A 24,589-nucleotide genomic window follows, 5' to 3' on the forward strand; every position below is an offset into this window, starting at 1 on the left:
AAATACGCTTCATCAAGGCAGTTATCCCGACTGTCTGCTTCCAAGAGGATAAACAATGAAAGCGAAAAATGTACTGATGGCGGTCGGACTGGCTGCGTTAACCGCAACGGCGCAGGTGCAGGCGGTCGGTTTGGAAAAACAGAGCATGGAGCAGCTTTATCAGGCCGCATTGCAGGAAGGCGGTAAGCTGGTGGTGTATGCCGGCGGCGATACGCCGGAGCAGCAAAACGGCATTAAGGCTGCGTTTGAGAAGCGTTTTCCCGGTATCACGCTGGATGCAGTGGTGGACTACAGCAAGGTGCATGATGCGCGTATTGATTGGCAGTTGGCGAATAAAAATGTGACGGCAGACGTGGTACAACTGCAAACCTTGCAAGACTTCCCGCGCTGGAAAGCCGAAGGCGCACTGCTGAACTACAAACCGCTGGGTTGGGATAAGGTCTATCGAGATTTCAAAGACAAAGACGGCGCGTGGACAGGCGTGTTTGTGGACGCATTCAGCAATGTATCCAACCAAAGCTCCTTGGGCGGCATAAAAGCGCCGCGTGAGGCCGATGATTATCTTAATCCGGCTTTGAAGGGCAAAATTATTTCCACCTATCCGAACGACGATGACGCGGTATTGTTCTGGTACAAGCAGACCATCGACCGCCATGGCTGGCAGTGGTTGGGCAAATTTATGCAACAGCAGCCGCATTTTGTGCGCGGCACACAAGCCCCGGCCGATGAAGTGGAGTCAGGCAAATATGCCGCCACTTTCAGCACCGACGGTATGCTAAAACCTGACGCTTCGGCCAAATCGCGCTTTGTGTTGCCTGAAAAAGACGGCTTTGTCGCTTGGGCGCAGCGTGCGGCGATTTTAAAAGACGCCAAACACCCTGCCGCCGCCAAGCTGTATCTGAGCTGGCTGCTGGATAAAGACACGCAGGAAAACGTGTGGTATATGTGGTCGGTGCGTACCGATGTCGCGCCGCCTGCCGGTTACAAACACATCTGGCAATACCCGAATGCCAATCTGAAAGCGTTTGAACGCTTTATGGCCGACTGCGCCGCCGTTGAACGCTTCCGCGCCGAAGTGGGTTTGTATGTCGGCGATGTGCAGGGCGAATCCTCTGCTGGCGTATTGGGCTTTACCCCGGTCAAAGCCTTGCGCTGATCGGCAGTGAGAAAAAAGGCCGTCTGAAAACAGATTTCTGCTTTCAGACGGCCTTTTTTGCTTCTTTACGCGGGTTGCGTTTTATTAAGCCTTGGGCATTTCAAATCCGTCCAGCAACACGGCGCGGCCTTCGGTGGCGTTGATGCGGATGGATTTGTAGGCGGAATATTCAGGGCTGTTGTACCAAGCGCGGGCGGCGGCCATGTCGGGGAATTTGATGATGACCGAGCCGTCGGTGTGTCCGCCTTCGATGGTTTCGGCCAAGCCGTTGAAGACGATGATTTCGCCGTGATATTGCGCCACGGAAGGCGAGGCTTCGCGGATGTAGCGGTCGTATTCGGCTTGGTCGAGCATTTTGTCACGGATAAAAACGGCATAAGCAGCCATAGGGAACTCCTTGTTGAATTGAAAAAACGGCGAGGCCGTCTGAAAAATATGTATCGCTCAGGGTGGGCACTTGTTGCCCACGCGATGTCATATCGCGATATGGTTGATTATTGATTGAACATTGTAACTGCGTGGGCAACAGGTGCCCACCCTAGGGGATTAAACCGTCGGCGTGCGTTAGTTTTTTCGGGGCAAACGGCAAGGCCGTCTGAAAATCCGGGTTTCAGACGGCCTGAACCCTCGGGCACTTACGCTTTAGCCGCAGCCAGCAGCGTATCCGCCGCCAAAATGCCCAATGCGTTGGCGGCCAGCGGGCTGTCGCCGGTCAAGAGTTGGCGGTCGCGGTGCACTTTACCGGTGATGTCTTGGTTGAGCACAGTCATGCCCAATTCCTGCAAACGCTCGGCAGCCAGCCACGGCAGGCGGCCGGGCATGTAGCCGATGGCGATGTTGGCGCCTTCGTCTAAGGAATCGGGGAACACGCATAATTCGTACCCTTTAAACGGAAACTCGCCGTCTTGCGCACAGGCCGCCAGCGCCGCCGGGCCGTGGCAGAGGGTGATGATAAAGCGGTCGTTGCTTACCGCCCAGCGCAGGATTTGCGCCACTTCGCGGCTTTCGGGAATGGCGTTGAACGCGCCGTGTCCGCCGGGGATAAACACGCCCAAATACGGCGAATCTTCCGCCAAAACCTGCGGCAAGACATCGGCCAGCTTCAGCGGTTTTTGCAGCTGCGGCAGGTAGGTTTGGAAAATATTTTGCACGGCTTCGTCTTCAGACGGCATTGCCCATATTTCCAGCTTGGCCGGATTGCCCGAAAGGGTGGCGACGTCGATGGCAAAACCGGCTTCGTGGATATGCAGCATGGGCAGCAGGGTTTCTACGGGGTGGTTGCCGGTGGAAAAGAGCTTGCCGTTTTGCATTTGCAGATAGCGCTCGTCGGTGGCAATCATCAGGATTTTGTATTTGCCGCCGGTGTAGGGCTGGCTGAATTTCACGCCGTCAAAATCGGTTTTCGGCGCGGTGTACACGCTCAATGAATATTCGGACGGGAAAAACGCGTTGTATTCGGCGCGGTCGGGGACGGGTTGTTTGCTTAATTCGCTCATGACGGTGCTTTCGTTATTGTTGATAAAATATATAGGGAATTATAGCGCAACGGCAAAAGACCGTCTGAAAAGCCGTGTAAGGATACGCGGTTTTTTCAGACGGCCTGTGTGTTTTGCCGTAAAAATGGGGGGAAGAATCAGGCTTTACCCAACCTCGCCAGCAATTCGTCGGCCAAATCCAGATAAGCCTGCGTGCCCTTGGCCGACGGGTCGTAGGCCAGCGCGGGCAGGCCGTGGCTGGGGGCTTCGGCGAGGCGCACGTTGCGCGGAATCACGGTTTCAAACATCAGCTTGCCGAAGTGTTGGTAGAGCTGGTCGCTCACTTCCACCACCAAGCGGCTGCGGCTGTCGTACATGGTGCGCACAATGCCGGTAATATCGAGCTGCGGATTGATGGCCTGACGGATTTTGCGCACAGTGGCAATCAAATCGGAAATGCCTTCCAGCGCGTAATATTCGCACAACATCGGCACAATCACGCCGTTGGCGGCTACGAGGCCGTTGAGCGTGAGCAGGGTCAGCGAGGGCGGGCAGTCGATGAGTACGAAATCGTAATCGTCGGCCACTACCAGCAAGGCGTTTTTCAAACGGATTTCGCGGGCGATTTCCTGCACCAATTCAATTTCTGCGCCCGCCAGCGCACGGTTGGCGCCGAGCACGTCATAACCGCCGCTGTCGCTGCGGATAACGGCGGATTGGATGTCCACGTCGCCCAATACCACCTGATACACGCCGTCTTCCAAACTGGCCTTGTCGATACCGCTGCCGGTGGTGGCGTTGCCCTGCGGGTCGAGGTCGATGACCAAAACCCGCTGGCCGCGCGCGGCGAGGGAGGCGGCGAGGTTGACGGTGGTGGTGGTTTTGCCGACGCCGCCTTTCTGGTTGGCGACGGCGAGGATATGTGCGCTCATGGTTTTGCCGGTAGGAAAATAGTCAGTATGGCTTGGATTGTACCGTTATTTGTTTGAGATGGGTAGGAAGAGGGCGGGAGGCCGTCTGAAAACCAGGCGGCGGTTATTTTGCAGCAGACGTAGGTTGGATTGCAAACCCAACAATGGCAGGCATTCAACCGTCGGCATTATTTCTTACTCATCAGCACCATATGCCGCTCGCCTTCCAACTGCGGCGCATGCAGCTCTTCCACCTTATCCACCTGCACAAAATCGGGCAGGCGGGCGATTTCGTCGTGCGGATACACGCCTTTCATCGCTGCCCAGCGGCCGTTGTCTTGCAGCAAATGCGCCGTCCAGTTTACAAAATCAGCGAGTTCGGCAAAGGCGCGGCTGGTAATCAGGTCGGCTTGAAAATCTTTGACCGCTTCCACGCGGCCGCTGACGACGCGCACGTTTTTCAATTCCAATTCGATAACGGCCTGTTGCAGAAACGAGGTTTTTTTGGTGTTGGCATCCAAAAGGGTAATTTCTACGTCGGGGCGGCAGATGGCGGCGGGTATGCCGGGCTGTCCGCCGCCGGAGCCGACATCCAGCATGGTTTGCGCGCTGCCGATATAGGGCAGCAGGGTAAGGCTGTCGAGCAGGTGGTGGCTGATCATCAGGATTTCATCGCGCAGGGCGGTGAGGTTGTAGGTTTTGTTCCATTTTTTCAGGAGTTCGACATAGGCTAAGAGTTTGGCCTGTTGTTCGGGGCTGACGGCCAAATTCATGGCGGCAATGCCGTTTTGCAGTTGTTGCGCGTGGTTCATGGGGCTTACCAAAGGATTGAATGGCGTTATGGTAACGGAAAATCAGGCCGTCTGAAAACTGCGGATAACAAAATGCCGTCTGAAAACGGGTTTCAGACGGCATAGGCTTTGATTAACGCAATTAATTGTTGCGCTCAAACGGGTTGTTGCCGTTGTTGTCCGGCATGCGGCGTTGCTGTTGTTGCGGACGCTGTTGGTTGTTGGGGCGTTGCTGTTGCTGCATTTGCTGCGGACGTTGTTGACCCGGCTGCATTTGCGGGCGTTGGCCGTTCATTTGGCCTTGTTGCATTTGCGGGCGCTGCTGGCCTTGTTGACCCGGCTGTTGCGGGCGTTGGCCTTGCTGCATACCGCCTTGGTTCATGCGACCCGGGCCGTGCGGATATTGTTGGCGGTAGCTGCCGATGTCGTTGACGCGCATAATATCGACGCCGCTGTCCGGACGGTAGCCGCGCGGCATGCGGTTGTAGTGGCCGTCTGAATAGTTGTAGTAGTAGCCGTCGCTGACGCTGTAAATCAGGCTGGCCACGGTGCCGACGGCGGCAACGGTGGCGATGGTGTTAACGGCGGGGTTGTCTGAAATCATGCAACCGCTCAGGCTGGTGGCAGCAGTAATACCGGCCAGACCTAAACCGATGGCGGATTTGATTGAAGTGGTAAACATTTTTATCGTCCTTATAAGATAAGCAGGTGGTGTTGCTACGGGCAATAATGTACCTGCTTTCCGGGTTAGCTTTTTGCAGCGTTATGCAAATTTTATCGGCGCTTTCTTAAAAAAAGTCATCGGTCATGGCGGGAAAGGGCATGAATTTGGCAGAAATAGCCTGTCTGTCAAGGCGTTTTGCCGATTGGTGGCTGCTGAACGGTATGGGCGTGGCGTTTGGACGAATCGGAGGCGCGGTGTTGCGCGGCGGATACAAATTATATACGCGTCGGCATAATGGTTTTGTATGGTTTTGTCGGAGGCCGTCTGAAAAACGCTGTAACCCGATGTTGCGCAAACGGTTCAGACGGCCTTTGGGTTAGAATAAGGGCTCAATGCTTTACAGGAATGATGTGATGAACGAAGAAACAATCAGCACCCGCCTGCTGTGCGCGGTGGCGGCCGCCGCACTGATGTCGTTTTCCGGCGTGGTCAGCGAAACCGCGATGAACGTGACTTTCCCCACGCTGATGAAAGAATTGGGCGTGGGCACTTCTACCGTGCAATGGCTGACCACGGGTTATCTTTTGATCTTGTCGCTGGTGATTCCGCTGTCGTCGTTTTTGAAAAAGCGCGTTGCGGCCAAGCCTTTGTTTCTCACCGCCGCCGCGCTGTTTATCGGCGGCACGCTGGTGTGCGTGTTTGCGCCCGGTTTCGGCATGTTGCTGCTCGGCCGCCTGTTGCAGGGCGCGGGTACGGGGATTGCTCTGCCGCTGATGTTCAACATTATTTTGGCACAGGCGCCGCGCAGTAAAATCGGCCTGATGATGGGCATTGCCTCGCTGATTTGCGCCATGGCGCCGGCGGTCGGCCCGGTGCTGGGCGGCTTTGTGGTCGAAGCCTACGGTTGGCGTATGATTTTTATCGTGTTGCTGCCGCTGCTGCTGATTGCCTTGGGCTTGGGCGCGACTGCCATTACGCCGATTGGCGAGAAAGAAAACGAGCCGTTTGACTCGCCCGCCTATCTTTTGGTGGCTGTCGGCTTTACCGCCTTCATTTTCGCCACCGAGCAAAGCTCGTCTTACGGCTGGTTGAGCGTGAATGTATTGGGGCTGTTTGCCGTTGCCGCCGTTGCCCTGGCCGCTTTTGCCGTCAAATCGCTGCGTTCGGCTACGCCGCTGGTCAATTTGCAGGTGTTCCGCAACAAAGCCTTTGTCTGCGCGCTGGTGTTTATCCTGATTACCCAGTTTAACGTGTTGTCGCTGGGCTACCTGATTCCGAGCTACGCGCAGCTGGTGTCGCACAGCAGCACCACCATTGCCGGTATGCTGCTTTTACCCGGCTGTTTGGTCGGCGCGGCGATTGCGCCCGTCAGCGGACAGATGTTCGACCGCTTGGGCGCAAAAAAACCGATTCTGACCGGCGCAGTATTGCTGATTATTTCAACATTCTTATTCGGCAGCTATTCCCACCAGCTGACCACCGCGCTGTTTATGGGCTTTTATGTGGTGTTTACGTTAGGGCAGGGTTTCGGCGTCGGCAACAGCATGACCTACGGCCTGTCGCAGCTGCCCAAAGAACAATCCGCCGACGGTAACGCCGTCGTCAATACCTTGCAGCAGTTGAGCGGCGCCGTCGGCACTTCCGTATGCGCCGGTATCGTTGCCGCCGCGCAAAACGCCCGCCCCGACGATTTGGCCGCCGCCACCATGACCGGCAGCAGCCATGCTTTTTGGTTGCTGGCGGTATTGGCCGTTATCGGCGCATTGAGCGTGTGGACGGCACTGGGGCAGAAAAAAACCTAACGCCGGCTTGCCATGCCGAAACATTCAGACGGCCTGTTATCACTGGGATAACAGGCCGTCTGAATATCTGAATCTATATCAGCGCTTGGACAGATTAAATCTTACACGCGCCGCCGACGCAGTTGTCATCTTGCTGTTCGGCGTCCACGCCGCCTTCGACGGTCACGCCGTCAAAATCGTCTAACAGGGTATCGAGGTTGTCTAAATCGAAGTCTTGTTCGGTCATGGAAGTTTCCTTTCGTTTAAAAATGTGTATGCCGCAGTCAGCCTGTGATTTTCCGGTATTGTCCGCAGGCGGTAAACTCAATGATGTTTTGGTCGCGTAAAATTTGCAACTGCTGCCGGATTTTGTCTTTGATATGGTTGTTTTCCGGGAATTTCCGTTTTAACTGTGCTTCAAATTCATAGAGCTGAGCCAGATGAAATGAATCGGGTAAAGTGTCGATACAGCGCATAATCGCCAGCAGCCATCCCTTCTTTTCTACGTTTTGCTGGCGTAAAAAGAGGTTGGCCTGCCATTGGCGGCAAACGGTTTCAGGGTCAACGATTTGCGCCTGATGAATCAGATAAATCCGTCCACTTTGCGGCAGGCTGCTGATGTCCATATCGCACATCAGATAATTGGGACGGCCTTGTAATGCCTGCTTGCGCGGAATAATCATGCCCGTGGTGATAAAGTGCTTAGGCACGAGAATCAGCTGCTGAACTGAATAATCGGCTTTTTTATAGGCTAAAAAGAAGAAATTGGGGCTGTCATCGGCCTGTATGCGGGTAATCATAGTGTGGTAAGCGCCATCGGGTACTTTTTTGCCGTTGGACAAACCTGCTTTGCTTTTTAATTCAAATTGTTCGCCGCATGCATGACAGAAAAAATCGGCAACCGGCCGGTTGTTTTCAAATTTGGTTATGGGCGCACAGCCGCAATTCGGACAGTAGCCGTTTGCACCCAACCAGTTTTCGGTTAATTCGCGAATGGTTTGCCGAGCGTTGTGGTAACGGCTTACTGACGTCGAATCAAAATTTAACATCATGGTTGTCTAACATATCCGTATCGGTATCGTGGGTATCCACGCATTTTCAGACGGCCTCTTTCTCAAGGCCGTCTGAAAAACTTTATCTGGCGTCTTTAAACCCGCGTTTCAAGTGCACCATCAGCAGGGCGATGGCGGCGGGGGTGACGCCGGAAATGCGGCTGGCTTGGCCGACGGTTTCGGGGCGGTGTTGGTTGAGTTTCTGCTGCACTTCGGCCGACAGGCCTTTGACTTTGCTGTAATCAATATCGGCGGGCAGGTTTAGCGTTTCGATGTCGCGGCGGTTGTTGATTTCGTCCTGCTGGCGGTCGATGTAGCCTTGGTATTTGACTTGGATTTCCACTTGCTCGGTCACATCGGCATTCAAGGCTGTTTCAGGCTGCGCCTCGGGCAGGGTCATCAGCGCGGCGTAGTCAATGTTGGGGCGGCGCAGTAAGTCGTGCAGGTTGGCTTCGCGGCTGAGTCTTTGGCCGAATACGCGCATTTGTTCGCTTTCGGCGAGTTTGGTCGGTGTGTACCAAGTGCTTTTCAGACGTTGGATTTCGCGCTCGATGTTTTCGCGTTTTTCGTTGAATGCGCGCCATTGGCCGTCTGAAACCAGGCCGATTTTGTAGCCGTCTTCGGTCAGGCGCATGTCGGCGTTGTCTTCTCTGAGTTGCAAACGGTATTCGGCGCGGCTGGTGAACATGCGGTAGGGCTCGTTCACGCCTTTGGTAATCAAATCGTCAACGAGTACGCCCAAATAAGCCTGCTCGCGGCGCAGCAGCAGCGGGTCTTGTCCGCGCACGTACTGCACGGCGTTCGCGCCTGCCAGTAAGCCTTGCGCGGCGGCTTCTTCGTAGCCGGTGGTGCCGTTAATCTGCCCCGCGAAAAACAAGCCCTGAATGGTTTTGGTTTCCAAACTGGCTTTGAGGTTGCGCGGATCGAAATAGTCGTATTCGATGGCGTAGCCGGGGCGCAGAATGTGGGCGTTTTCCAAGCCTTTCATCGAGCGCACGAGGGCGATTTGGATGTCGAACGGCAGGCTGGTGGAGATGCCGTTGGGGTAGTATTCGTGGGTGGTCAGGCCTTCGGGCTCGAGGAAAATCTGGTGGCTGTCTTTGTCGGCGAAGCGGTTGATTTTGTCTTCAATCGACGGGCAGTAACGCGGGCCGACGCCTTCGATTTTGCCGGTAAACATCGGGCTGCGGTCGAAACCGCTGCGGATGATGTCGTGGGTGTGCAGATTGGTGTGGGTAATCCAGCAGGATACTTGGCGCGGGTGCATATCCGCATGGCCGCGCACCGACATCACGGGCACGGGCGTGTCGCCGGGCTGCTCTTCCAATACGGAAAAATCAATGCTGCGCCCGTCGATACGCGGCGGCGTGCCGGTTTTCAGGCGCGATACGGGCAGGTTCAATTCTTTCAGACGGCCTGACAAGCCTTTGGCGGCTGGGTCGCCCGCGCGTCCGCCTTCGTAGTTTTCCAAACCGATGTGGATTTTACCCGCCAGAAACGTACCGGCGGTGAGCACCACCGAACGCGCTTTAAACTCCACGCCCATCGCGGTCATCACGCCGCTGATGCGCTCGCCCTCAAGGGTCACGTCTTCCACCGCCTGCTGGAAGAGTTCCAAATTTTCCTGATTTTCCAGCATTTCGCGGATGGCGGCCTTATACAGCAAACGATCGGCCTGCGCCCGCGTCGCCCTTACCGCCGCGCCTTTGCTGGCGTTTAAGCGGCGGAACTGGATGCCCGACATATCGGTCGCCAGCGCCATTGCGCCGCCGAGCGCATCCACTTCGCGTACGAGATGGCCTTTGCCGATGCCGCCGATGGAGGGGTTGCACGACATTTGGCCTAGGGTTTCGATATTGTGGGTGAGCAGCAGCGTCTGCGCGCCCATACGCGCCGCCGCCAGCGCCGCTTCCGTACCGGCGTGGCCGCCGCCGACAACGATAACATCATAGGTTTTGGGGTAGATCATGTGTGTTTCAGCTTTTTTTTGAGCGGTTTTCAGACGGCCTTTGCTGCATGAAAGGCTGTCTGAAAACAATTATTTGAAAATTGGGGTGGGATTGTACGCTGTTTTGGCACAGCGGTAAAACCGCAGTCTGAGATAGAGAGAAGGCCGTCTGAAAAAAGATATTTTCAGACGGCCTTTGCCGTATCAGTCTGCTTGTTGCAACAGCGCAAAGCCTTCCACTTTATTACGCGGGCGCGCGCCTTGCCAGAGGGTAATCCAGCCCGGCGGCGCGGCGCTGGTTTTGGATTGTTCGGTCAGGCGGTAGCGGCAGGCGGTGTCGTCGGTATGCAGTTTCAGACGGCTGTATTCCGTCCATGCCAACATTGCGCGGCGGTCGGCGGAAGCGATACTGATACAGGCCGTGCCGTCGGTCAGCTGTTGCGCCAATTCGGGCGGCAGCGCGGCTTCCATTTGGCGCACCACGGGGGCGTAGCTTTTGGCGGCGTCCAGCCACGGTAAAAACAGCGTCATCATGAGCGCCCAAACCAGCGTTACCCCCGCCGCCCAGTTGGTCACGGCTTGGCGGCCTTTGATGTTTTTGCGCGTAATCGCCCACAGCCACAGCGGGGTGAACAAAATGGCGACAATCATCGGCATGATGTCGGTTTCGGGAACGTAATACGGGCTGAAATAGTGGGCGCGTTCGGCCAATTTAGCCGGCCAGCCGTAGTTCATGGCGTAAAAACCGACCCACAAAAACGCGGCGCACAGGCCGAAAGTCATGATGCCGAACCAGTTGATAAATGCAGCCGCACCACGGCGCAAACCGTCAAGCTGCGCCGCACCGAGCAAGGCCATCGGCGGCAGCAGCCACACCAGATAGTCTTGGAAGGTGCGTGGGGTAACGGCCAGCAGCGCCAGTACCACGACAATCCATGCCACCGCCAACACGCTCCAGCGTTGCGAATGAAGCGGCGTCCGGGTAAGCGTCCAAACAGCCAGCGGCCAGGCGGGGAGGGCGAACCAGAGCAGGTTTTTCAGGTAATAGGGCAGATGGAAGGCCGTCTGAAAATGATAGAGGCCGCCGAATGCGCCCAGCGCGTAGCGGTTCAGCCACAGGGAAAAATCTGCCGGTTGCAGATGATACAAGGCCAGCGGATACACCGACATCAGCGGCACGGCCAAGATAAAGGCCGCCAAGAGACCGATGTAATAGCGTTTGAAACGCCATTGCGGGTGCAGCGGCAAGAGCAGCGCCAGCGCCATCAAAACCAGCGGCAGAGCGAAGCCGGACGACAGCGACAGCAGCGCCCAGCCCAAGCCCAGCAGCAGGGAAGCAAAAATCACGCGGCGGTGTATCAGGGAAAAACCGTTCAGCAGCAGGCCGAGTGCGGCGAAATCTACCGACAGCGTGTTTAAAAAATGCGTCATCGGCAGCAGGCCGATACAACCGATAAGGATTAAGACCACGCTGCGGCCGTGGTGCCGGCCTAAAAAGTTGAAACCGGCAAAGCCGCAGTTGGTCAAACCGATAACGGTAAACAAGACGCTGGCGCAGCGGGTGGCGGAATAAGCGTCGGTAATCCACGGCGACAGCAGGTTTTGCAAGGCCGCCGCTACCCACAGATAGACCGGTGAGATATGAAAATCAGGCTGTCCCAATACATTGGCCACCCACGGCGAAGCGCCGTTTCTCAGGGCATCCACGGCGGCAAACAGCGCGGGCTCGGCCGGGTTCCACAAGTCATGGGAAAACACGCCCGGCCACAGCCAGGCAAACGCCATCAGCAGAAGCAGCCACGGCTGTTCGTGGGTTTTGGCAATCGGGCGGGATTCGGGCGGGGTATAGGTCAGCATGGACGGCGCTTGAAAAATGAAAGTCAGCCGTTAGTGTAACAAATTCTCAACACGGCAGGAATCGGCTGGCCGGAAAAGGCCGTCTGAAAACGCAAAAAAGACCGCCGAAGCGGTCTTTTCTTGGCTGCTGCCAAACGGGATTAGCGTTTGAACAGGTTGCCGAATTTTTGGGTAAATTTGTCCACACGGCCGGTGGTATCTACGATTTTTTGGGTACCGGTGTAGAACGGGTGGCATTGAGAGCAAACCTCGATGCTGAAGCTGTCTTTTTCCATCGCAGATTTGGTCACGAATTTGTTGCCGCAAGAGCAGGTAACGGTAATGTCGTGGTAGTTAGGGTGGATACCTTGTTTCATGTGATTTCCTTTCGATTAAGCGGGTATAGGGGTTTTGCCTATACTTCAAGACAAGCGGGGAATTATTGCGATTTTTTCCCGTTTCGTCAAGCGGATATTGGGTGTGGAGGGTAGTTTTACAATAGTGTTTGCGTTACGGTTTTGCTTGGATGTGGGCGGATGGGCGGCTGAGGGATGTTGCAAAATGACACGCCGCATGGCTATGCGGCTGGATTCTGTTTGCAGATTTCAGACGGCCTTGGCGGGGCGGATGATGTAGGTTGTTGTCCGTTTGGTACACCTTGGGATAGATAGGCAGCATTTGCGATTCACGCGTTTTAACACAATATTGCCCGCCTATGCCGTCTGAAAATTGCCCAAAATCAGGCAAGCCGTTAAAATGCTGAAATTAAAATACATCATTGAACGTAATTTGTTTCCCATGAACCCGACCCCTTTTATCGAAATGAAAGACGTGCAGTTTGCTTACGGCGAGCGCGTCATTCTGAAAAACATCAATTTTTGCGTGAAGCAAGGGGATTTTGCGGCCATCATGGGCGGTTCGGGCAGCGGCAAAACCACGCTCATGCGCCTGATTACCGGCCAAATCAAGCCGCAAAGCGGGCAGGTATTGGTGGAAGGGCGCGATTTGGCGGCGTTTTCTAATGCTGAGCTTTACGAACACCGCCGCCGCATGGGGGTATTGTTCCAGCAGGGGGCGCTGTTTACCGATTTGTCGGTGTACGACAACATCGCCTTTCCCATGCGCGAGCTGACGGCCTTGCCCGAAGCGGTGATTCGCGATTTGGTGCTGTTGAAACTCAATGCCGTCGGGTTGCGCGGCGTGGAGCATTTGATGCCGGCCGAATTGTCCGGCGGCATGGCGCGGCGCGTGGCGCTGGCGCGTACCATCGCGCTTGACCCTGAATTGATGTTGTACGACGAGCCGTTTACCGGTCTCGACCCGATTTCGCTGGGCGTGATTGCCACTTTGATTAAGCGCGTCAACAAAGCCCTGCGTTCCACCAGCCTGATGATCACGCACGATATTGAAAAATCGCTGCAAATCGTCGATCAGGTGATTTTTTTGGCGCACGGCGAAATTCTGTTTTCCGGCAGTCCGGCAGAAATGCGCGAACTGGATTCGCCGTGGGTGAAACAGTTTGTCGGCGGCGAAGCCGACGGGCCGGTGGCTTTCCGCTATCCGGCGCAAACCACGCTGCAACAGGATTTGTTGGGCTAGGCAAACGGTTTTCAGACGGCATACAGGCCGTCTGAAAAAGTTGTAGGGCGGGTATTAACCCGTCATCATCAATATAATGAACTTGAATAGAAACTTGGCGGGTTTGCAACCCGCCCTATGCGGCATATGAGGCCGTCTGAAAAATACGATATGAATTTTATCCAAGCTACGGGCGCGAAAACGCTCGCTTTTATCCGCTCGCTCGGCAGCGTGACGCTGTTTTTGCTGCAAATTTTGGCAAAATCCGCGACCGCGTTTACCCGCCCGCGCCTGAGTATCCGTCAGGTGTATTTTTCCGGCGTGATGTCGGTGTTGATTATCGCCGTATCCGGCCTGTTTGTCGGCATGGTGCTGGGTTTGCAGGGCTATACGCAACTGGTTAAGTTTAAAGCGGAATCCGCACTCGGCTTTATGGTGGCGGCTTCTCTGTTGCGGGAACTCGGCCCGGTGCTGGCGGCGATTTTGTTCGCTTCCAGCGCGGGCGGCGCGATGACCAGCGAAATCGGCCTGATGAAAACCACCGAGCAGCTCGAGGCGATGAACGTGATGGCGGTTGATCCCGTCGCCCGCGTGGTCGCGCCGCGCTTTTGGGCGGGCGTGTTTTCCATGCCGCTGCTGGCTTCGATTTTCAACGTGGCGGGTGTGTTCGGCGGCTATCTGGTCGGCGTGCAGTGGCTGGGGCTGGACAACGGCACCTACTGGACGCAGATGCAGAGCAATATTACTTGGAGCTACGATGTGGCCAACGGTTTGATTAAATCCGCCGCTTTCGGCGTGGCGGTAACGCTGATTGCGGTACATCAGGGTTTCCACTGCGTGCCGACTTCGGAAGGCATTTTACGCGCTAGCACGCGCACGGTGGTGTCCTCCGCGCTGACGATTTTGGCGATTGACTTTGTGCTGACGGCTTGGATGTTTACCGGTTAGGCCGTCTGAAAAATCCGCTCATAAGAAATACTTGGGGCAATCCCCGATACTTTACGCTGCCGCGTTTCTTTTTATTTATTCCAAACGCGGCGGCTCACTCTCTGGAAAATCCGATGAAAAAAAATGTTTTAGAATTTTGGGTAGGTTTGTTTGTGTTGCTGGGCGCGGTGGCGATTGGTTTTCTCGCCTTCCGTGTGGCGGGTGGTTCGGCTGTCGGCAGTAACGGCAATACCTACACCGTTTATGCTGATTTCAGCGACATCGGCGGTCTGAAAGCCGGTGCGCCGGTAAAATCGGCGGGGGTGTTGGTCGGCCGAGTCGGTTCGATTACGCTCGATCCGAAAAGCTATCAGGCCAAAGTCAGCCTGAATTTGGATAAACAATACCAGTTCAGCAGCGATGTTTCCGCGCAAATCCTGACTTCCGGCTTGCTGGGCGAACAATACATCGGCCTGCAGCAAGGCGGTGATACGGATAATCTGGCCAATGGCGACACGATTTCCATCACCAGCTCGGCGATGGTATTGGAAAACTTAATCGGTAAATTTATGACCAGCTTTGCCGAGAAAAACGCCTCAGGCGATGGCGGCAGCAAGGCTGAAACCGCCGAATAAATTCCGATAATCTCAAACACACCACTTACCTACCACATAAATAAGGAAAACCGAATATGAAAAAATCCGCCTTCTTCAGCGCCCTGAGTATCGGCTTGTTGAGCATCAGTCTGGCAGTGGCTGCGCCCGCCGACGCAGTGAACCAAATCCGTCAAAACGCCACCCAAGTCTTGTCTATTCTGAAACAGGGCAGTGAAGATAGCGCCCGCCGCAAAGCAGAAGCTTACGCCCTGCCGTATTTTGATTTTGAACGCATGACCGCGCTGGCCGTGGGCAGCCCGTGGCGCAACGCCAATGCCGCGCAGAAGCAGGCATTGACTAAAGAGTTCCAAACCCTGCTTATCCGCACCTACTCCGGCACCATGATGAAATTCAAAAACGCCAAAGTGGATGTGAAAAACAATCCCGTGGTGAATAAAGGCGGCAAAGAAATTGTGGTTCGCGTCGAAGTCAGCACCTCGGGCGAAAAACCGGTCAACATGGATTTCACTACCTATCAAAGCGGCAGCCGCTACCGCGTGTATAACGTCGCCGTGGAAGGCGCGAGCCTGGTTACCGTGTACCGCAACCAGTTTGGTGAAACCGTGAAAGCCAAAGGCATTGATGGCTTGATTGCCGATTTGAAAGCCAAAAACAGCGGCAAAAAATAAAGAAGCGACTATGAATTCCGAACCCCGCAACGGCGTGCTTTATATCAGCGGCGAAGTCACGGTTAAAACCGTGACCGGCTCCGTGTATGCAAAATTCGAGCAGCAATGCCGTCTGAACGACATTACCGCCGTGGATTTCAGCGCCGTCAGCCGCGCCGATTCCGCCTGCGTGTCGCTGCTCCTGACCGCGCTGCGCCTGAAACCGCAGCAAATCGAGCTGCGCCACATTCCCGAATCGGTCAAGGCTTTGGCCGAATTGTACGACATCAAAGACTGGGTGTTTTCCTCATGAAAAAAACCGCCGCCCCCTTACTGCTGATTGCCTTGTTTGCCGCCCAGCCTGCGCTGGCCGAACGCAATCCTGCCGACCCCTACGAGCCGTACAACCGAGCCGTGTCCAAGTTTAACGACAAAGCCGATAAATACATCATGACGCCGGTGGCACGCGGCTACCGCAAAATTACGCCGCAGCCGGTGCGTACCGGCGTCAGCAATTTTTTCAACAACCTGCGTGACGTGCAGAGCTTCGGCAGCAACCTGCTGCGCCTCGACATTAAACGCGCCAGCGAAGATTTGGTGCGTGTCGGCATCAATACCACCTTCGGTTTGGGCGGGTTGATTGACATCGCCGGAGCGGGCGGCGTGCCGAACAATAAAAATACCCTCGGCGATACCTTCGCTTCGTGGGGCTGGAAAAACAGCAATTATTTTGTGGTGCCGCTGCTGGGCCCTTCGACCGTACGAGATACCGTGGGTACGGCGGCAGCGGCGGTTTATCCCGTGCAGAATGCCGTGTTTAAAACCACAGCCGGACGTTGGACGGCGGTGGGTGTGCGCGGAATCAGCACCCGCGAGGGTCTGCTTGACCTGACTGACAGTTTGGAAGGCGCCGCCATCGACAAATACAGCTACACCCGCGATTTGTACATGGGTGTGCGCAGCAAGCAGACCGGCGGCAAACTACCCGCCAAGCCCGATGACGACATTGATATCGACGATTTGGTGGACAGTGGCAGCAGCAGCCCTGCGCCTGCTGCTGGTGATGCAGCAGAACACGCAGTCAGTGACACTTCAAGCGAAGCCGCGCAGCTGGACGAAGCCGAACGCGCACAACGCGATTGGGCAGAGATACAGCCGGTTCAAAACGGCATGATCCGCTTGTATTAAAAACCATATCGCAATCTCAATAGCGTGAGTTCGGGATAAGCAGATAAAATATCTTTTAAAATTTCAGGCGGAATTACGCAGCTAATGACGAAAATTTGGCGATTTTCCGGCTGCTGTGATGTTGTATCATTCTGAAAATAATAAAAATATTTAAAATGCTTATCCCGAGCTTGCGTTTGATGATAAAGGCCGTCTGAAAATGCCGGATAGCGCCGTTTTCAGCATGCGAAGCCTGCCTGTGGTACGGCCTTTCCATCCGACGGCCTTTGCTATATCATCATCGCACCACGTTTAAACACTTAAAAAGGACACCGCCATGTACGAAGTCAACCGCAGCGTTTTCCTGCTGATTCCGCTGGAGCCGTTTTGGAACTGGCTGCAATCCCTGCCGGGCAACCATCTGGCCGGATTGAGCTTGGAAGATTTACAGGCGGACGCCAATTCCTATCTGGTGCGCCCGTGCGAAACCGCCGATGAAGTGTGGGACGAAATCGAAAGCCGTTTTGAAGATATTTTTGCCGCAGAGCTGGCCGACTGGTGCGAAGACGAGCGGGAATGGCCGGATTTGCACGCGGATATTTTCAACGAATGGTTCGATATCCAGCTTTCCACCGTGATTACCGATTTGGAAAGCGAGCCATTGGCGCGGGAAGAATTCCGCCCGCTGACCCTGAATTAACCGGATTCAACCGCCGATGAAGATCCGTGTGCGCAATTACCATCTCGACGGCTACGGCCATGTCAACCATGCGCGCTACCTCGAATTTCTCGAAGAAGCGCGCTGGCTGTTTTTCGAGCAACACGGCTTGCTGCCGCTGCCCGGCGGTTTGCAGCTGGTGGTGGCGCGTATCGACATCCGCTACCGCCGCCCTGCCGTGGACGGTGTTGAATTGCAAATCATCAGCGAAATCAAAGAGCTGACGGTACGTCATTTTTTGGTGCGGCAAACCATTTTGCTGGCCGCAAGCGGTAAAAGCGCGGCAGAAGCCGACATTACCATTATGCCGGTGGACGGCAGCAGCGGCCGCGCCGTGCGTATGCCAGAAACCCTGTTAACCACCCTGCAAGCTTTCTCTTCTCTATGAAAAAACTGCTGACCCTTGCCGCCGTCGTGATTGTCGGCGCACTGCTGGCGTTTGTCCTTATGCCCGCTAACAAACCCGCACCTGCCTTTTCCCTCGCCGATTTAAACGGCAAGCCTGTTGCCAATGCCGATTTGCAGGGCAAAGTGACCTTTATCAATTTTTGGTTTCCTTCCTGCCCCGGCTGCGTGAGCGAAATGCCCAAAGTCATCAAAATGGCGAAAGACTATCAGGGCAAGGATTTTCAGGTTTTGGGTATCGCCGAACCCATCGACCCGCTGGCGAGCGTACATGAATACGTCAAGCAATACGGCCTGCCGTTTACCGTGATGTACGACGGCGACAAAGCCGCCGCGCAAGCCTTCGGTACGCAGGTGTACCCGACCTCGTTTCTGATTAACAAAAAAGGCGAAGTGCTGAAGACTTTTGTCGGCGAACCGGATTTTACCGAGTTGTATCGGGAGATTGATAGGGAATTGGCGAAATAAGCCAATTTCGATATGCTAAGGCCGTCTGAAAACAGATGATTTTCAGACGGCCTTGGAAGCATAAAAAAGCGGACATTAAGTCCGCTTTTTTATGACCGGCAAACCGGATTAAGCGCCCACGCTTTCAAAGCGTTTTTCGGCTTCGTCCCAGTTGACCACGTTCCAGAACTCTTTGATGTAGTCCGGGCGGCGGTTTTGGAATTTCAGGTAGTAGGCATGTTCCCAAACGTCCAAGCCGATAATCGGGTAGCCTTTGCAACCGGCCACGGCTTCGCCCATCAGCGGGGTGTCTTGGTTGGGGGTGGAAACCACTTTCAGACGGCCTTCGTCGGCAACCAGCCATGCCCAGCCTGAGCCGAAGCGGGAAGCGGCGGCTTTTTCAAACTCGGCTTGGAAGGCTTCTACCGAACCGAAATCGCGCTCGATGGCGGCTTTCAGTTTGCCTTGCAGAGTCGTGCCTTTTTTCAGGATTTTCCAGAAGAAGCTGTGGTTGGCATGGCCGCCGGCGTTGTTGCGCAAAACGGTTTGTTTGTCGGCGGGCAGTTCGCTCAGACGGGCAACCAGCTCTTCGGCAGACAAATCGGCAAACGCAGGCAGGCTTTCTAAGGCGGCGTTGGCGTTGTTAACGTAAGCCTGATGGTGTTTGCTGTGGTGGATGTTCATGGTCATTTCATCGAAATGCGGTTCCAAAGCGTCGTAGGCATAGCCCAATTCGGGTAATGTATAAGCCATTGTGTTCTCCTTACGGTTGTGGGTGTGGTGAAAAATATCTTTGACAATTTGAAGATAGTAATGCGTATTATAACACTGCGCAAGCAGGAAAGCCCCCGCAGGCTATCAGGGAAAGAGCGGTTTTGCACCCGTTTACACAAAGCGGCTTTTGCACGCGGCCGCGCCGAGAATATGCCGACAAACAGCCGCTTATCCTTTATAATGCGCGACATATCCGAATATCTTTCAGACGGCTCACATTTGACCAAAGGCCGTCTGAAAACCCTTGAGAAGACACATGAAATTTATTGACGAAGCAAAAATCGAAGTGGTGGCCGGCAAAGGCGGCAACGGCGCGGCGAGTTTCCGCCGTGAAAAATTCGTGCCGCGCGGCGGGCCCGATGGCGGCGACGGCGGCAAAGGCGGCAGCGTATGGGCGGTGGCCGATGAAAACCTGAATACGCTGGTGGAATACCGTTTTGTGAAACGCTACCAAGCCAAAAACGGCGAAAAAGGCCACGGTGCCGACCGCTACGGCGCTGGCGCAGACGACATCGAACTGCGAATGCCCGTCGGCACGCTCATCCGCGACTTGGACACCGACGAAATCGTTGCCGACCTCACCCACCACGGCCAACGCGTGGTGTTGGCGCGCGGCGGCAAAGGCGGTTTGGGCAATATCCACTTCAAATCCTCGGTCAACCGTGCGCCCAAGCAGGCTACGCCGGGCGAAGAAGGCGAAGCGCGTTCGCTGCAACTGGAATTGAAAGTCTTGGCCGACGTCGGCCTCTTGGGTATGCCGAACGCCGGTAAATCCACGCTGATTACCGCCGTTTCCGCCGCCCGCCCGAAAATCGCCGATTACCCGTTTACCACCATGCACCCCAACTTGGGCGTGGTGCGCCTCGACGAAAACCACAGCTTCGTGATGGCCGATATTCCCGGCCTGATTGAAGGCGCTGCCGAAGGCGCGGGCTTGGGACACCGTTTCCTGAAACACCTGCAACGTACAGGCCTCTTGCTGCACGTGGTCGATTTGGCACCGTTTGACGAGAGCGTCAACCCCGCCGAAGAAGCGCTGGCGATTGTGGAAGAGCTGCGCAAATTCGATGCCGAGCTTTACGACAAACCGCGCTGGCTGGTGCTCAACAAACTCGATATGCTCGACGAAGAAGAAGCCGAAGCGCGTACTGCCGAGTTTCTCAAACAAATCGGCTGGGACTATCCCGCGCCCGACGACCGCTTCGAATTCGACATGACCACCCCGCGCCTGTTTAAAATCAGCGCCTTGGCGCATCAGGGCACGCAGGATTTGGTGCGCCAAATCAACCAATACCTGAGCGAGAAAAAACGCTTGGCCGCGTTGGAGGAAGAAGCAGCCAAAGCCGCCGAACAGCAGGAAATCGCCGCGCAGCAGCCGAAAACGGATACCAGTGTGTTTTTGGCAGAGTGATTGAGATTGAGGCCGTCTGAAAAATTTGTTATCGTGTTTCAGACGGCCTGTTTATCCTAAGGAGTGTACGATGCTTGCCCAAATCGAACTCAGTCCCAGCCGTGCGGCGGCTTTAGCCAAATTGGAGCAGGAAACCGGCGAGAGCCAAAGCAGCCTGCTGCTGAAAATGTTTGACAGCTATATCGAACAAAAGCGCGAATACGACGAGCTTTCCGCCGCAGTTGCACGCGGACGGGCAGATATTGCCGCAGGGCGCTCCGTATCACATGATGACGCAGTAAGTCGCGCCCGCAATATGCTGCGCGGGAAAGCGGCACAATGAATATCCGATGGTCAAACGAAGCCGAAGAAGGACTGATGACCATATTATCCCAAGTTGCTGATTTTTCTGGTGTGGCCAGCGCTGAGAAATACCTCAACGAATTTGAACGGCTAATCGAGCTTGCCGCCGCCAACCCGCGCATGGGCAAAACCGGCCTGATTCCGAATACGTGCGAGCTGTTTCCCATCCACGGCAAATATCGGATTGTGTATGAAATACAAGATGATATTTTCTGGATTGTGGCGCTGAAATCAACACGGCAATTACACGGAGAATCATTACAGGCCGTCTGAATGTTTCAGACGGCCTCCCCTATTGTCTCCTTTTATTAATATTTCCAAATTTACCATGCTAAACCTCTACAACACCCTAACCCGCCAAAAAGAACCTTTTTCCCCGCTAAATCCCGAAAACGTGCGCATGTATGTGTGCGGCATGACGGTGTACGACTACTGCCACCTCGGGCATGCCCGCGTGATGGTGGTGTTTGACATGATTGCCCGCTGGCTGCGTCAGAGCGGTTATCCGCTCACTTATGTGCGCAACATTACCGACATCGACGACAAAATCATCGCCCGCGCCGCCGAAAACGGCGAAACCATAGGCGAATTGACCGCGCGTTTTATCGAAGCGATGAACGAAGACGCCGACGCACTGGGCGTGTTGCGCCCCGATGTCGAGCCCAAGGCCACCGCGCATATCCCGCAGATGATTGCCATGATTGAAGCGCTGATTGCCAAAGGCAAGGCATATGCGGCGGACAACGGCGACGTATATTACGCCGTGCGCGAGTTTGCCGCCTACGGCCAGCTTTCCGGCAAATCGCTGGACGATCTGCGGGCGGGCGAGCGCGTGGAGGTAGACGGTTTCAAACGCGACCCGCTGGATTTTGTGTTGTGGAAAGCCGCCAAAGCGGGCGAACCGGCGTGGGAGAGCCCGTGGGGGGCAGGCCGCCCGGGTTGGCACATCGAATGTTCGGCCATGGGCGGAAACCTGTTCGGCGACACCTTCGACATCCACGGCGGCGGCGCGGATTTGCAGTTTCCGCACCATGAAAACGAAATCGCCCAAAGCGTGGGCGCGCTCGGCCATACCTGCGGCCACGACCACGGCGGCAAAACCATCGCCAGCCACGTCAAATACTGGCTGCACAACGGCTTTATCCGCGTAGACGGCGAAAAAATGTCCAAATCGCTGGGCAATTTCTTCACCATCCGCGAAGTGCTGAAACAATACGATGCCGAAGTGGTGCGCTTTTTCATCCTGCGCGCCCACTACCGCAGCCCGCTGAACTACTCCGACGCGCATCTGGACGACGCCAAAGGCGCCTTGACCCGCCTCTACACCACGCTGAAAAACACCGCGCCGTCCGAATTCGCTTTGAGCGCGGAAGCCAACGGCTACACCCGCCGTTTCTTCGCCGCGATGGACGACGATTTCAATACCGTGGAAGCCGTGGCGGTCTTGTTTGAACTGGCGGGCGAAACCAACCGCAGCGGCAGCGCGGAACTGGCGGGCTGCCTCAAAGCATTGGGCGGCGTATTGGGCTTGCTGCAACGCGACGCCACGGAGTTTCTGCAAGGCGGCAACACGGTTTCAGACGGCCTCAGCAATGAAGAAATCGACGCGCTGATTGAAGCGCGCAAGCAGGCGCGTGCCGATAAAAACTGGGCGGAATCCGACCGTATCCGCGATGTGCTGAACGCCGCCAAGATTATCTTGGAAGACGGTGCAGGCGGCACGACTTGGCGTCGCAGTTAAGCGCAGCGATGAAAAAGCAGACAAGGATGTTGTCAGCTTTTTTTGATTTGCATACTGTTGCCAAAATTTGCTTTTTGCTGACAACGCGATGGGCGCAGATAAAGCCTGTTCGTGTTAAAATCCGCGCCGAAACCGTGGGTTGTGTGCCGTGTCGCACGAAGCCGCCCATCAGAAGACCCGATGAATCAAGGAAGTTTTATGACCAATTCTTCACGTTTCAACGCCGAAGACCCGAAAATCGGCCTGAGCGTGCGTCTGGCCGAAACGCAGCAGGAAATCGAAGCCGCGCAGCGCCTGCGCTACCGCGTGTTTGCCGAAGAGCTCGGCGCGGATATTAAAAGCGACGATGGGTGCGATGTGGATCGTTACGACGCGCATTGCGACCATCTGCTGGCCTTTGACGAAGCCACCGGCGAAGTGGTCGGCTGCTACCGCCTGTTGACCGAAGAGGGCGCGAAAGCAGTCGGTGCGTGGTACAGCGCCGGCGAATTCGATTTGTCGCCGCTGGCCGGTATTATGCAAGACACGGTCGAACTCGGCCGCGCCTGCATTCATCCCGACTACCGACACGGCGGCCTGATTATGCTGCTGTGGACGGGCTTGATGAAATTTATGAAAGAGAAAAACCTGCGCTTTATGATAGGCTGCGGCAGCGTCAGCACGCTCGACGGCGGCCATGACGCGGCGGGTCTGTATCACGCGCTCAAGCCGAAATACCTCGCCCCCGAGCAATGGCGCGTGCGCCCGCTCAACCCGCTCAAATGGGAAAAACTCACCCCGTCGGCCAACCCCGAATGCCCGCCGCTGATTAAAGGCTACCTCAAAGCCGGCGCGTGGTTTTGCGGCGAACCCTGCGTGGACGAAGCCTTCAACTGCGCCGATGTGCTGATTATGATGGACATTTCCCAATTGAATAACCGCTATCTGCAACGCTTTGCGCCGACGGTTTGATGATTCCTGATTGAGGCCGTCTGAAAAACGCATCCGATAATTTTTTCAGACGGCCTTTCCCAACCCCCACCGCCTATGACCGCACTCCGCCTGATTTTCCGCCTGCTCCGTATCGCCTGCTGCGTGTTATACGGCATGGCCGAAATGTTTTTCCTGTTTCCCTTTTACAGCGCTCCGCGCAAACTGCGCGCCATCCAAATCTGGTCGCGCCGCGTACTCGCCGCCTGCGGCATGACGCTGAAAACCTACGGCACGCTGCCCACGCGCACGCAGGGGCAAATGCTGATTTGCAACCATATTTCATGGCTCGATATTATGGCCGTCAACGCCGCCTTTCCAAATCGTTTTGTCGCCAAAGACGATGCTGCCAAATGGCTGCTTATCGGTTACCTCGCCACCCAAGCGCAAACCGTGTACGTCGCCCGCTATAAAGACAAAAGCGGCAACGGCAGCAAATTGCGCACCGTTACCGAAGCCTTAAAAAACGGCGACACCGTTACCCTGTTTCCCGAAGGCACCAGCAGCGAAGGCTGCCATATCCTGCCGTTTAAAAGCAGCTTTTTTCAAGCCGCCTTTGACGCGGATGTGCCGTTTTTCCCCGTGTTGTGCCGCTATCCCAATGCCGACGGCAGCAGCCCCAACCCCGCCGCCTACTACGGCGACATCAGCCTGTGGCAGTCCATTAAAACGATTTGCAGCCAAAAAAGCAGCACGGTAGAACTGCATTTCCTGCCCGCCGTCGTGCCGACGGGCGAGCGGCATGAGTGCGCGAAAAGAGTGCGGGGATTGTTGGAAGCGAAGCAGCGGGAATCGGGATAGGGGAGAGACAGAAATGCCGTCTGAAAACAGGACTTTCAGACGGCATAGTATTGGGAAATACGTGTAGGTTGGGTCTTGACCCAACATTTTTTGGCATTTCAGTATGCGTTGGGTCAAGACCCAACCTACGTGTACACTTATCCGCAGCCGTAGGGTGTGCCGAGGCACGCACGCAGTTTGCGGTGGTTGGTAATGTGATTGCGGTAGGAGAAAGGTAGGGAAGGCCGTCTGAAAAATAGGATTGAGATTTTACCGTTTGGGTTGAACGAATCTTGTTTCAGACGGCCTTTGCATGGGAAAACGCGTGCATGCAGGGGCATGCACCCTTGTATATTAAAATCAATATATCATAGCAACCAAACAGGCTGCCTGCCTCAGAATGCACCCTTGGATCTCCATATCCGTTTCGTAGTATAAGAGCGGGCAGCCAC

General features: G+C 55.4%; 28 protein-coding genes. 17 read left to right on the forward strand and 11 right to left on the reverse strand.

Going from position 1 to position 24,589, the window contains the following annotated elements; all coding sequences use genetic code 11:
- The first annotated feature begins 55 nt into the window (after positions 1–55).
- On the forward strand, positions 56–1,156 hold the full coding sequence (locus tag J2T37_RS07170; protein WP_253354906.1) for an ABC transporter substrate-binding protein: 1,101 nt from the start codon (positions 56–58) through the stop codon (positions 1,154–1,156).
- 84 nt (positions 1,157–1,240) lie between these two features.
- On the opposite strand, the gene J2T37_RS07175 is transcribed toward J2T37_RS07170, so the two are convergent.
- The 5 genes from J2T37_RS07175 to J2T37_RS07195 all read right to left on the reverse strand — a co-directional run bounded on the left by J2T37_RS07175 (position 1,241) and on the right by J2T37_RS07195 (position 5,015).
- Positions 1,241–1,543: a DUF1330 domain-containing protein gene (locus J2T37_RS07175; protein WP_253354908.1), complete on the reverse strand. Its 303-nt coding sequence runs from the start codon at positions 1,541–1,543 to the stop codon at positions 1,241–1,243.
- Positions 1,544–1,791: 248 nt separating this feature from the next.
- Positions 1,792–2,652 (reverse strand): glyoxalase III HchA, encoded by an 861-nt coding sequence (hchA, locus tag J2T37_RS07180; RefSeq protein WP_253354921.1) that lies wholly within the window; start codon positions 2,650–2,652, stop codon positions 1,792–1,794.
- A gap of 137 nt (positions 2,653–2,789) precedes the next feature.
- Positions 2,790–3,563, reverse strand: coding sequence for a ParA family protein (locus J2T37_RS07185; protein WP_253354923.1), 774 nt, complete (start codon positions 3,561–3,563; stop codon positions 2,790–2,792).
- Positions 3,564–3,730: 167 nt separating this feature from the next.
- Complete coding sequence (gene rsmG / locus J2T37_RS07190; RefSeq protein ID WP_253354925.1) at positions 3,731–4,354, reverse strand: 16S rRNA (guanine(527)-N(7))-methyltransferase RsmG; 624 nt, start codon at positions 4,352–4,354, stop codon at positions 3,731–3,733.
- Between the two features lie 121 nt (positions 4,355–4,475).
- Entirely contained in the window at positions 4,476–5,015 is a 540-nt protein-coding gene (locus J2T37_RS07195) for a hypothetical protein (protein WP_253354926.1), read from the reverse strand.
- A gap of 395 nt (positions 5,016–5,410) precedes the next feature.
- Here J2T37_RS07195 and J2T37_RS07200 point away from each other — a divergent pair, with 395 nt between their 5' ends.
- Entirely contained in the window at positions 5,411–6,799 is a 1,389-nt protein-coding gene (locus J2T37_RS07200) for an MDR family MFS transporter (RefSeq protein ID WP_253354927.1), read from the forward strand.
- Between the two features lie 94 nt (positions 6,800–6,893).
- On the opposite strand, the gene J2T37_RS11520 is transcribed toward J2T37_RS07200, so the two are convergent.
- The 5 genes from J2T37_RS11520 to rpmE all read right to left on the reverse strand — a co-directional run bounded on the left by J2T37_RS11520 (position 6,894) and on the right by rpmE (position 11,991).
- The gene (locus J2T37_RS11520; RefSeq protein WP_301286365.1) at positions 6,894–7,025 is read right to left on the reverse strand and encodes a hypothetical protein; all 132 of its coding nucleotides are present in this window, start codon (positions 7,023–7,025) and stop codon (positions 6,894–6,896) included.
- Between the two features lie 37 nt (positions 7,026–7,062).
- Positions 7,063–7,830 (reverse strand): DpnI domain-containing protein, encoded by a 768-nt coding sequence (locus tag J2T37_RS07205; protein WP_253354928.1) that lies wholly within the window; start codon positions 7,828–7,830, stop codon positions 7,063–7,065.
- Between the two features lie 82 nt (positions 7,831–7,912).
- A complete protein-coding gene (gene mnmG / locus J2T37_RS07210) occupies positions 7,913–9,799 on the reverse strand; it encodes a tRNA uridine-5-carboxymethylaminomethyl(34) synthesis enzyme MnmG (protein WP_253354929.1) in 1,887 nt (628 codons plus the stop codon).
- Positions 9,800–9,982: 183 nt separating this feature from the next.
- A complete protein-coding gene (locus tag J2T37_RS07215) occupies positions 9,983–11,635 on the reverse strand; it encodes a glycosyltransferase family 39 protein (protein ID WP_253354930.1) in 1,653 nt (550 codons plus the stop codon).
- A gap of 140 nt (positions 11,636–11,775) precedes the next feature.
- Positions 11,776–11,991 carry a 50S ribosomal protein L31 gene (rpmE, locus tag J2T37_RS07220; protein ID WP_253354931.1) on the reverse strand — a complete coding sequence of 72 codons (216 nt, stop codon included), beginning with the start codon at positions 11,989–11,991 and terminating at the stop codon, positions 11,776–11,778.
- A gap of 421 nt (positions 11,992–12,412) precedes the next feature.
- On the opposite strand from rpmE, the gene J2T37_RS07225 reads away from it, so the two are divergent.
- From J2T37_RS07225 to J2T37_RS07265, 9 genes are all read left to right on the forward strand, one after another.
- Positions 12,413–13,213, forward strand: a complete 801-nt coding sequence (locus J2T37_RS07225; RefSeq protein WP_253354932.1) for an ABC transporter ATP-binding protein — start codon at positions 12,413–12,415, stop codon at positions 13,211–13,213.
- 150 nt (positions 13,214–13,363) lie between these two features.
- Entirely contained in the window at positions 13,364–14,140 is a 777-nt protein-coding gene (mlaE, locus tag J2T37_RS07230) for a lipid asymmetry maintenance ABC transporter permease subunit MlaE (RefSeq protein ID WP_253354933.1), read from the forward strand.
- 113 nt (positions 14,141–14,253) lie between these two features.
- Complete coding sequence (mlaD, locus tag J2T37_RS07235; protein ID WP_253354934.1) at positions 14,254–14,754, forward strand: outer membrane lipid asymmetry maintenance protein MlaD; 501 nt, start codon at positions 14,254–14,256, stop codon at positions 14,752–14,754.
- Positions 14,755–14,810: 56 nt separating this feature from the next.
- Entirely contained in the window at positions 14,811–15,404 is a 594-nt protein-coding gene (locus J2T37_RS07240) for an MlaC/ttg2D family ABC transporter substrate-binding protein (protein WP_253354935.1), read from the forward strand.
- A 10-nt stretch (positions 15,405–15,414) separates the two neighbouring features.
- Positions 15,415–15,696 carry an STAS domain-containing protein gene (locus tag J2T37_RS07245; RefSeq protein WP_253354936.1) on the forward strand — a complete coding sequence of 94 codons (282 nt, stop codon included), beginning with the start codon at positions 15,415–15,417 and terminating at the stop codon, positions 15,694–15,696.
- Positions 15,693–16,571 (forward strand): MlaA family lipoprotein, encoded by an 879-nt coding sequence (locus J2T37_RS07250; RefSeq protein ID WP_253354937.1) that lies wholly within the window; start codon positions 15,693–15,695, stop codon positions 16,569–16,571. The genes J2T37_RS07245 and J2T37_RS07250 overlap by 4 nt, the downstream gene beginning before the upstream one ends.
- 316 nt (positions 16,572–16,887) lie before the next feature.
- Positions 16,888–17,250: a VacJ gene (locus tag J2T37_RS07255; RefSeq protein ID WP_253354938.1), complete on the forward strand. Its 363-nt coding sequence runs from the start codon at positions 16,888–16,890 to the stop codon at positions 17,248–17,250.
- 16 nt (positions 17,251–17,266) lie between these two features.
- On the forward strand, positions 17,267–17,656 hold the full coding sequence (locus J2T37_RS07260; protein WP_253354939.1) for an acyl-CoA thioesterase: 390 nt from the start codon (positions 17,267–17,269) through the stop codon (positions 17,654–17,656).
- Entirely contained in the window at positions 17,653–18,141 is a 489-nt protein-coding gene (locus tag J2T37_RS07265) for a peroxiredoxin family protein (RefSeq protein WP_253354940.1), read from the forward strand. The genes J2T37_RS07260 and J2T37_RS07265 overlap by 4 nt, the downstream gene beginning before the upstream one ends.
- 108 nt (positions 18,142–18,249) lie before the next feature.
- Here J2T37_RS07265 and sodA read toward each other — a convergent pair whose 3' ends face one another.
- Entirely contained in the window at positions 18,250–18,873 is a 624-nt protein-coding gene (gene sodA, locus J2T37_RS07270; RefSeq protein WP_253354941.1) for a superoxide dismutase [Mn], read from the reverse strand.
- A 277-nt stretch (positions 18,874–19,150) separates the two neighbouring features.
- Between sodA and obgE the strand changes: the two genes are divergently transcribed.
- From obgE to J2T37_RS07300, 6 genes are all read left to right on the forward strand, one after another.
- Positions 19,151–20,305 carry a GTPase ObgE gene (gene obgE / locus J2T37_RS07275; RefSeq protein ID WP_253354942.1) on the forward strand — a complete coding sequence of 385 codons (1,155 nt, stop codon included), beginning with the start codon at positions 19,151–19,153 and terminating at the stop codon, positions 20,303–20,305.
- Between the two features lie 70 nt (positions 20,306–20,375).
- Positions 20,376–20,627, forward strand: coding sequence for a hypothetical protein (locus J2T37_RS07280; protein WP_253354943.1), 252 nt, complete (start codon positions 20,376–20,378; stop codon positions 20,625–20,627).
- Positions 20,624–20,920 (forward strand): type II toxin-antitoxin system RelE/ParE family toxin, encoded by a 297-nt coding sequence (locus tag J2T37_RS07285; RefSeq protein WP_301286366.1) that lies wholly within the window; start codon positions 20,624–20,626, stop codon positions 20,918–20,920. The genes J2T37_RS07280 and J2T37_RS07285 overlap by 4 nt, the downstream gene beginning before the upstream one ends.
- 55 nt (positions 20,921–20,975) lie before the next feature.
- On the forward strand, positions 20,976–22,388 hold the full coding sequence (gene cysS, locus J2T37_RS07290; protein ID WP_253354948.1) for a cysteine--tRNA ligase: 1,413 nt from the start codon (positions 20,976–20,978) through the stop codon (positions 22,386–22,388).
- A gap of 198 nt (positions 22,389–22,586) precedes the next feature.
- Positions 22,587–23,339, forward strand: a complete 753-nt coding sequence (locus tag J2T37_RS07295; RefSeq protein ID WP_253354945.1) for a GNAT family N-acetyltransferase — start codon at positions 22,587–22,589, stop codon at positions 23,337–23,339.
- A gap of 75 nt (positions 23,340–23,414) precedes the next feature.
- Positions 23,415–24,158: a lysophospholipid acyltransferase family protein gene (locus J2T37_RS07300; protein ID WP_253354946.1), complete on the forward strand. Its 744-nt coding sequence runs from the start codon at positions 23,415–23,417 to the stop codon at positions 24,156–24,158.
- The last annotated feature ends 431 nt before the right edge of the window (positions 24,159–24,589 follow it).

This window comes from Neisseria perflava (assembly GCF_024170405.1).
GTDB lineage: Bacteria > Pseudomonadota > Gammaproteobacteria > Burkholderiales > Neisseriaceae > Neisseria > Neisseria perflava_B.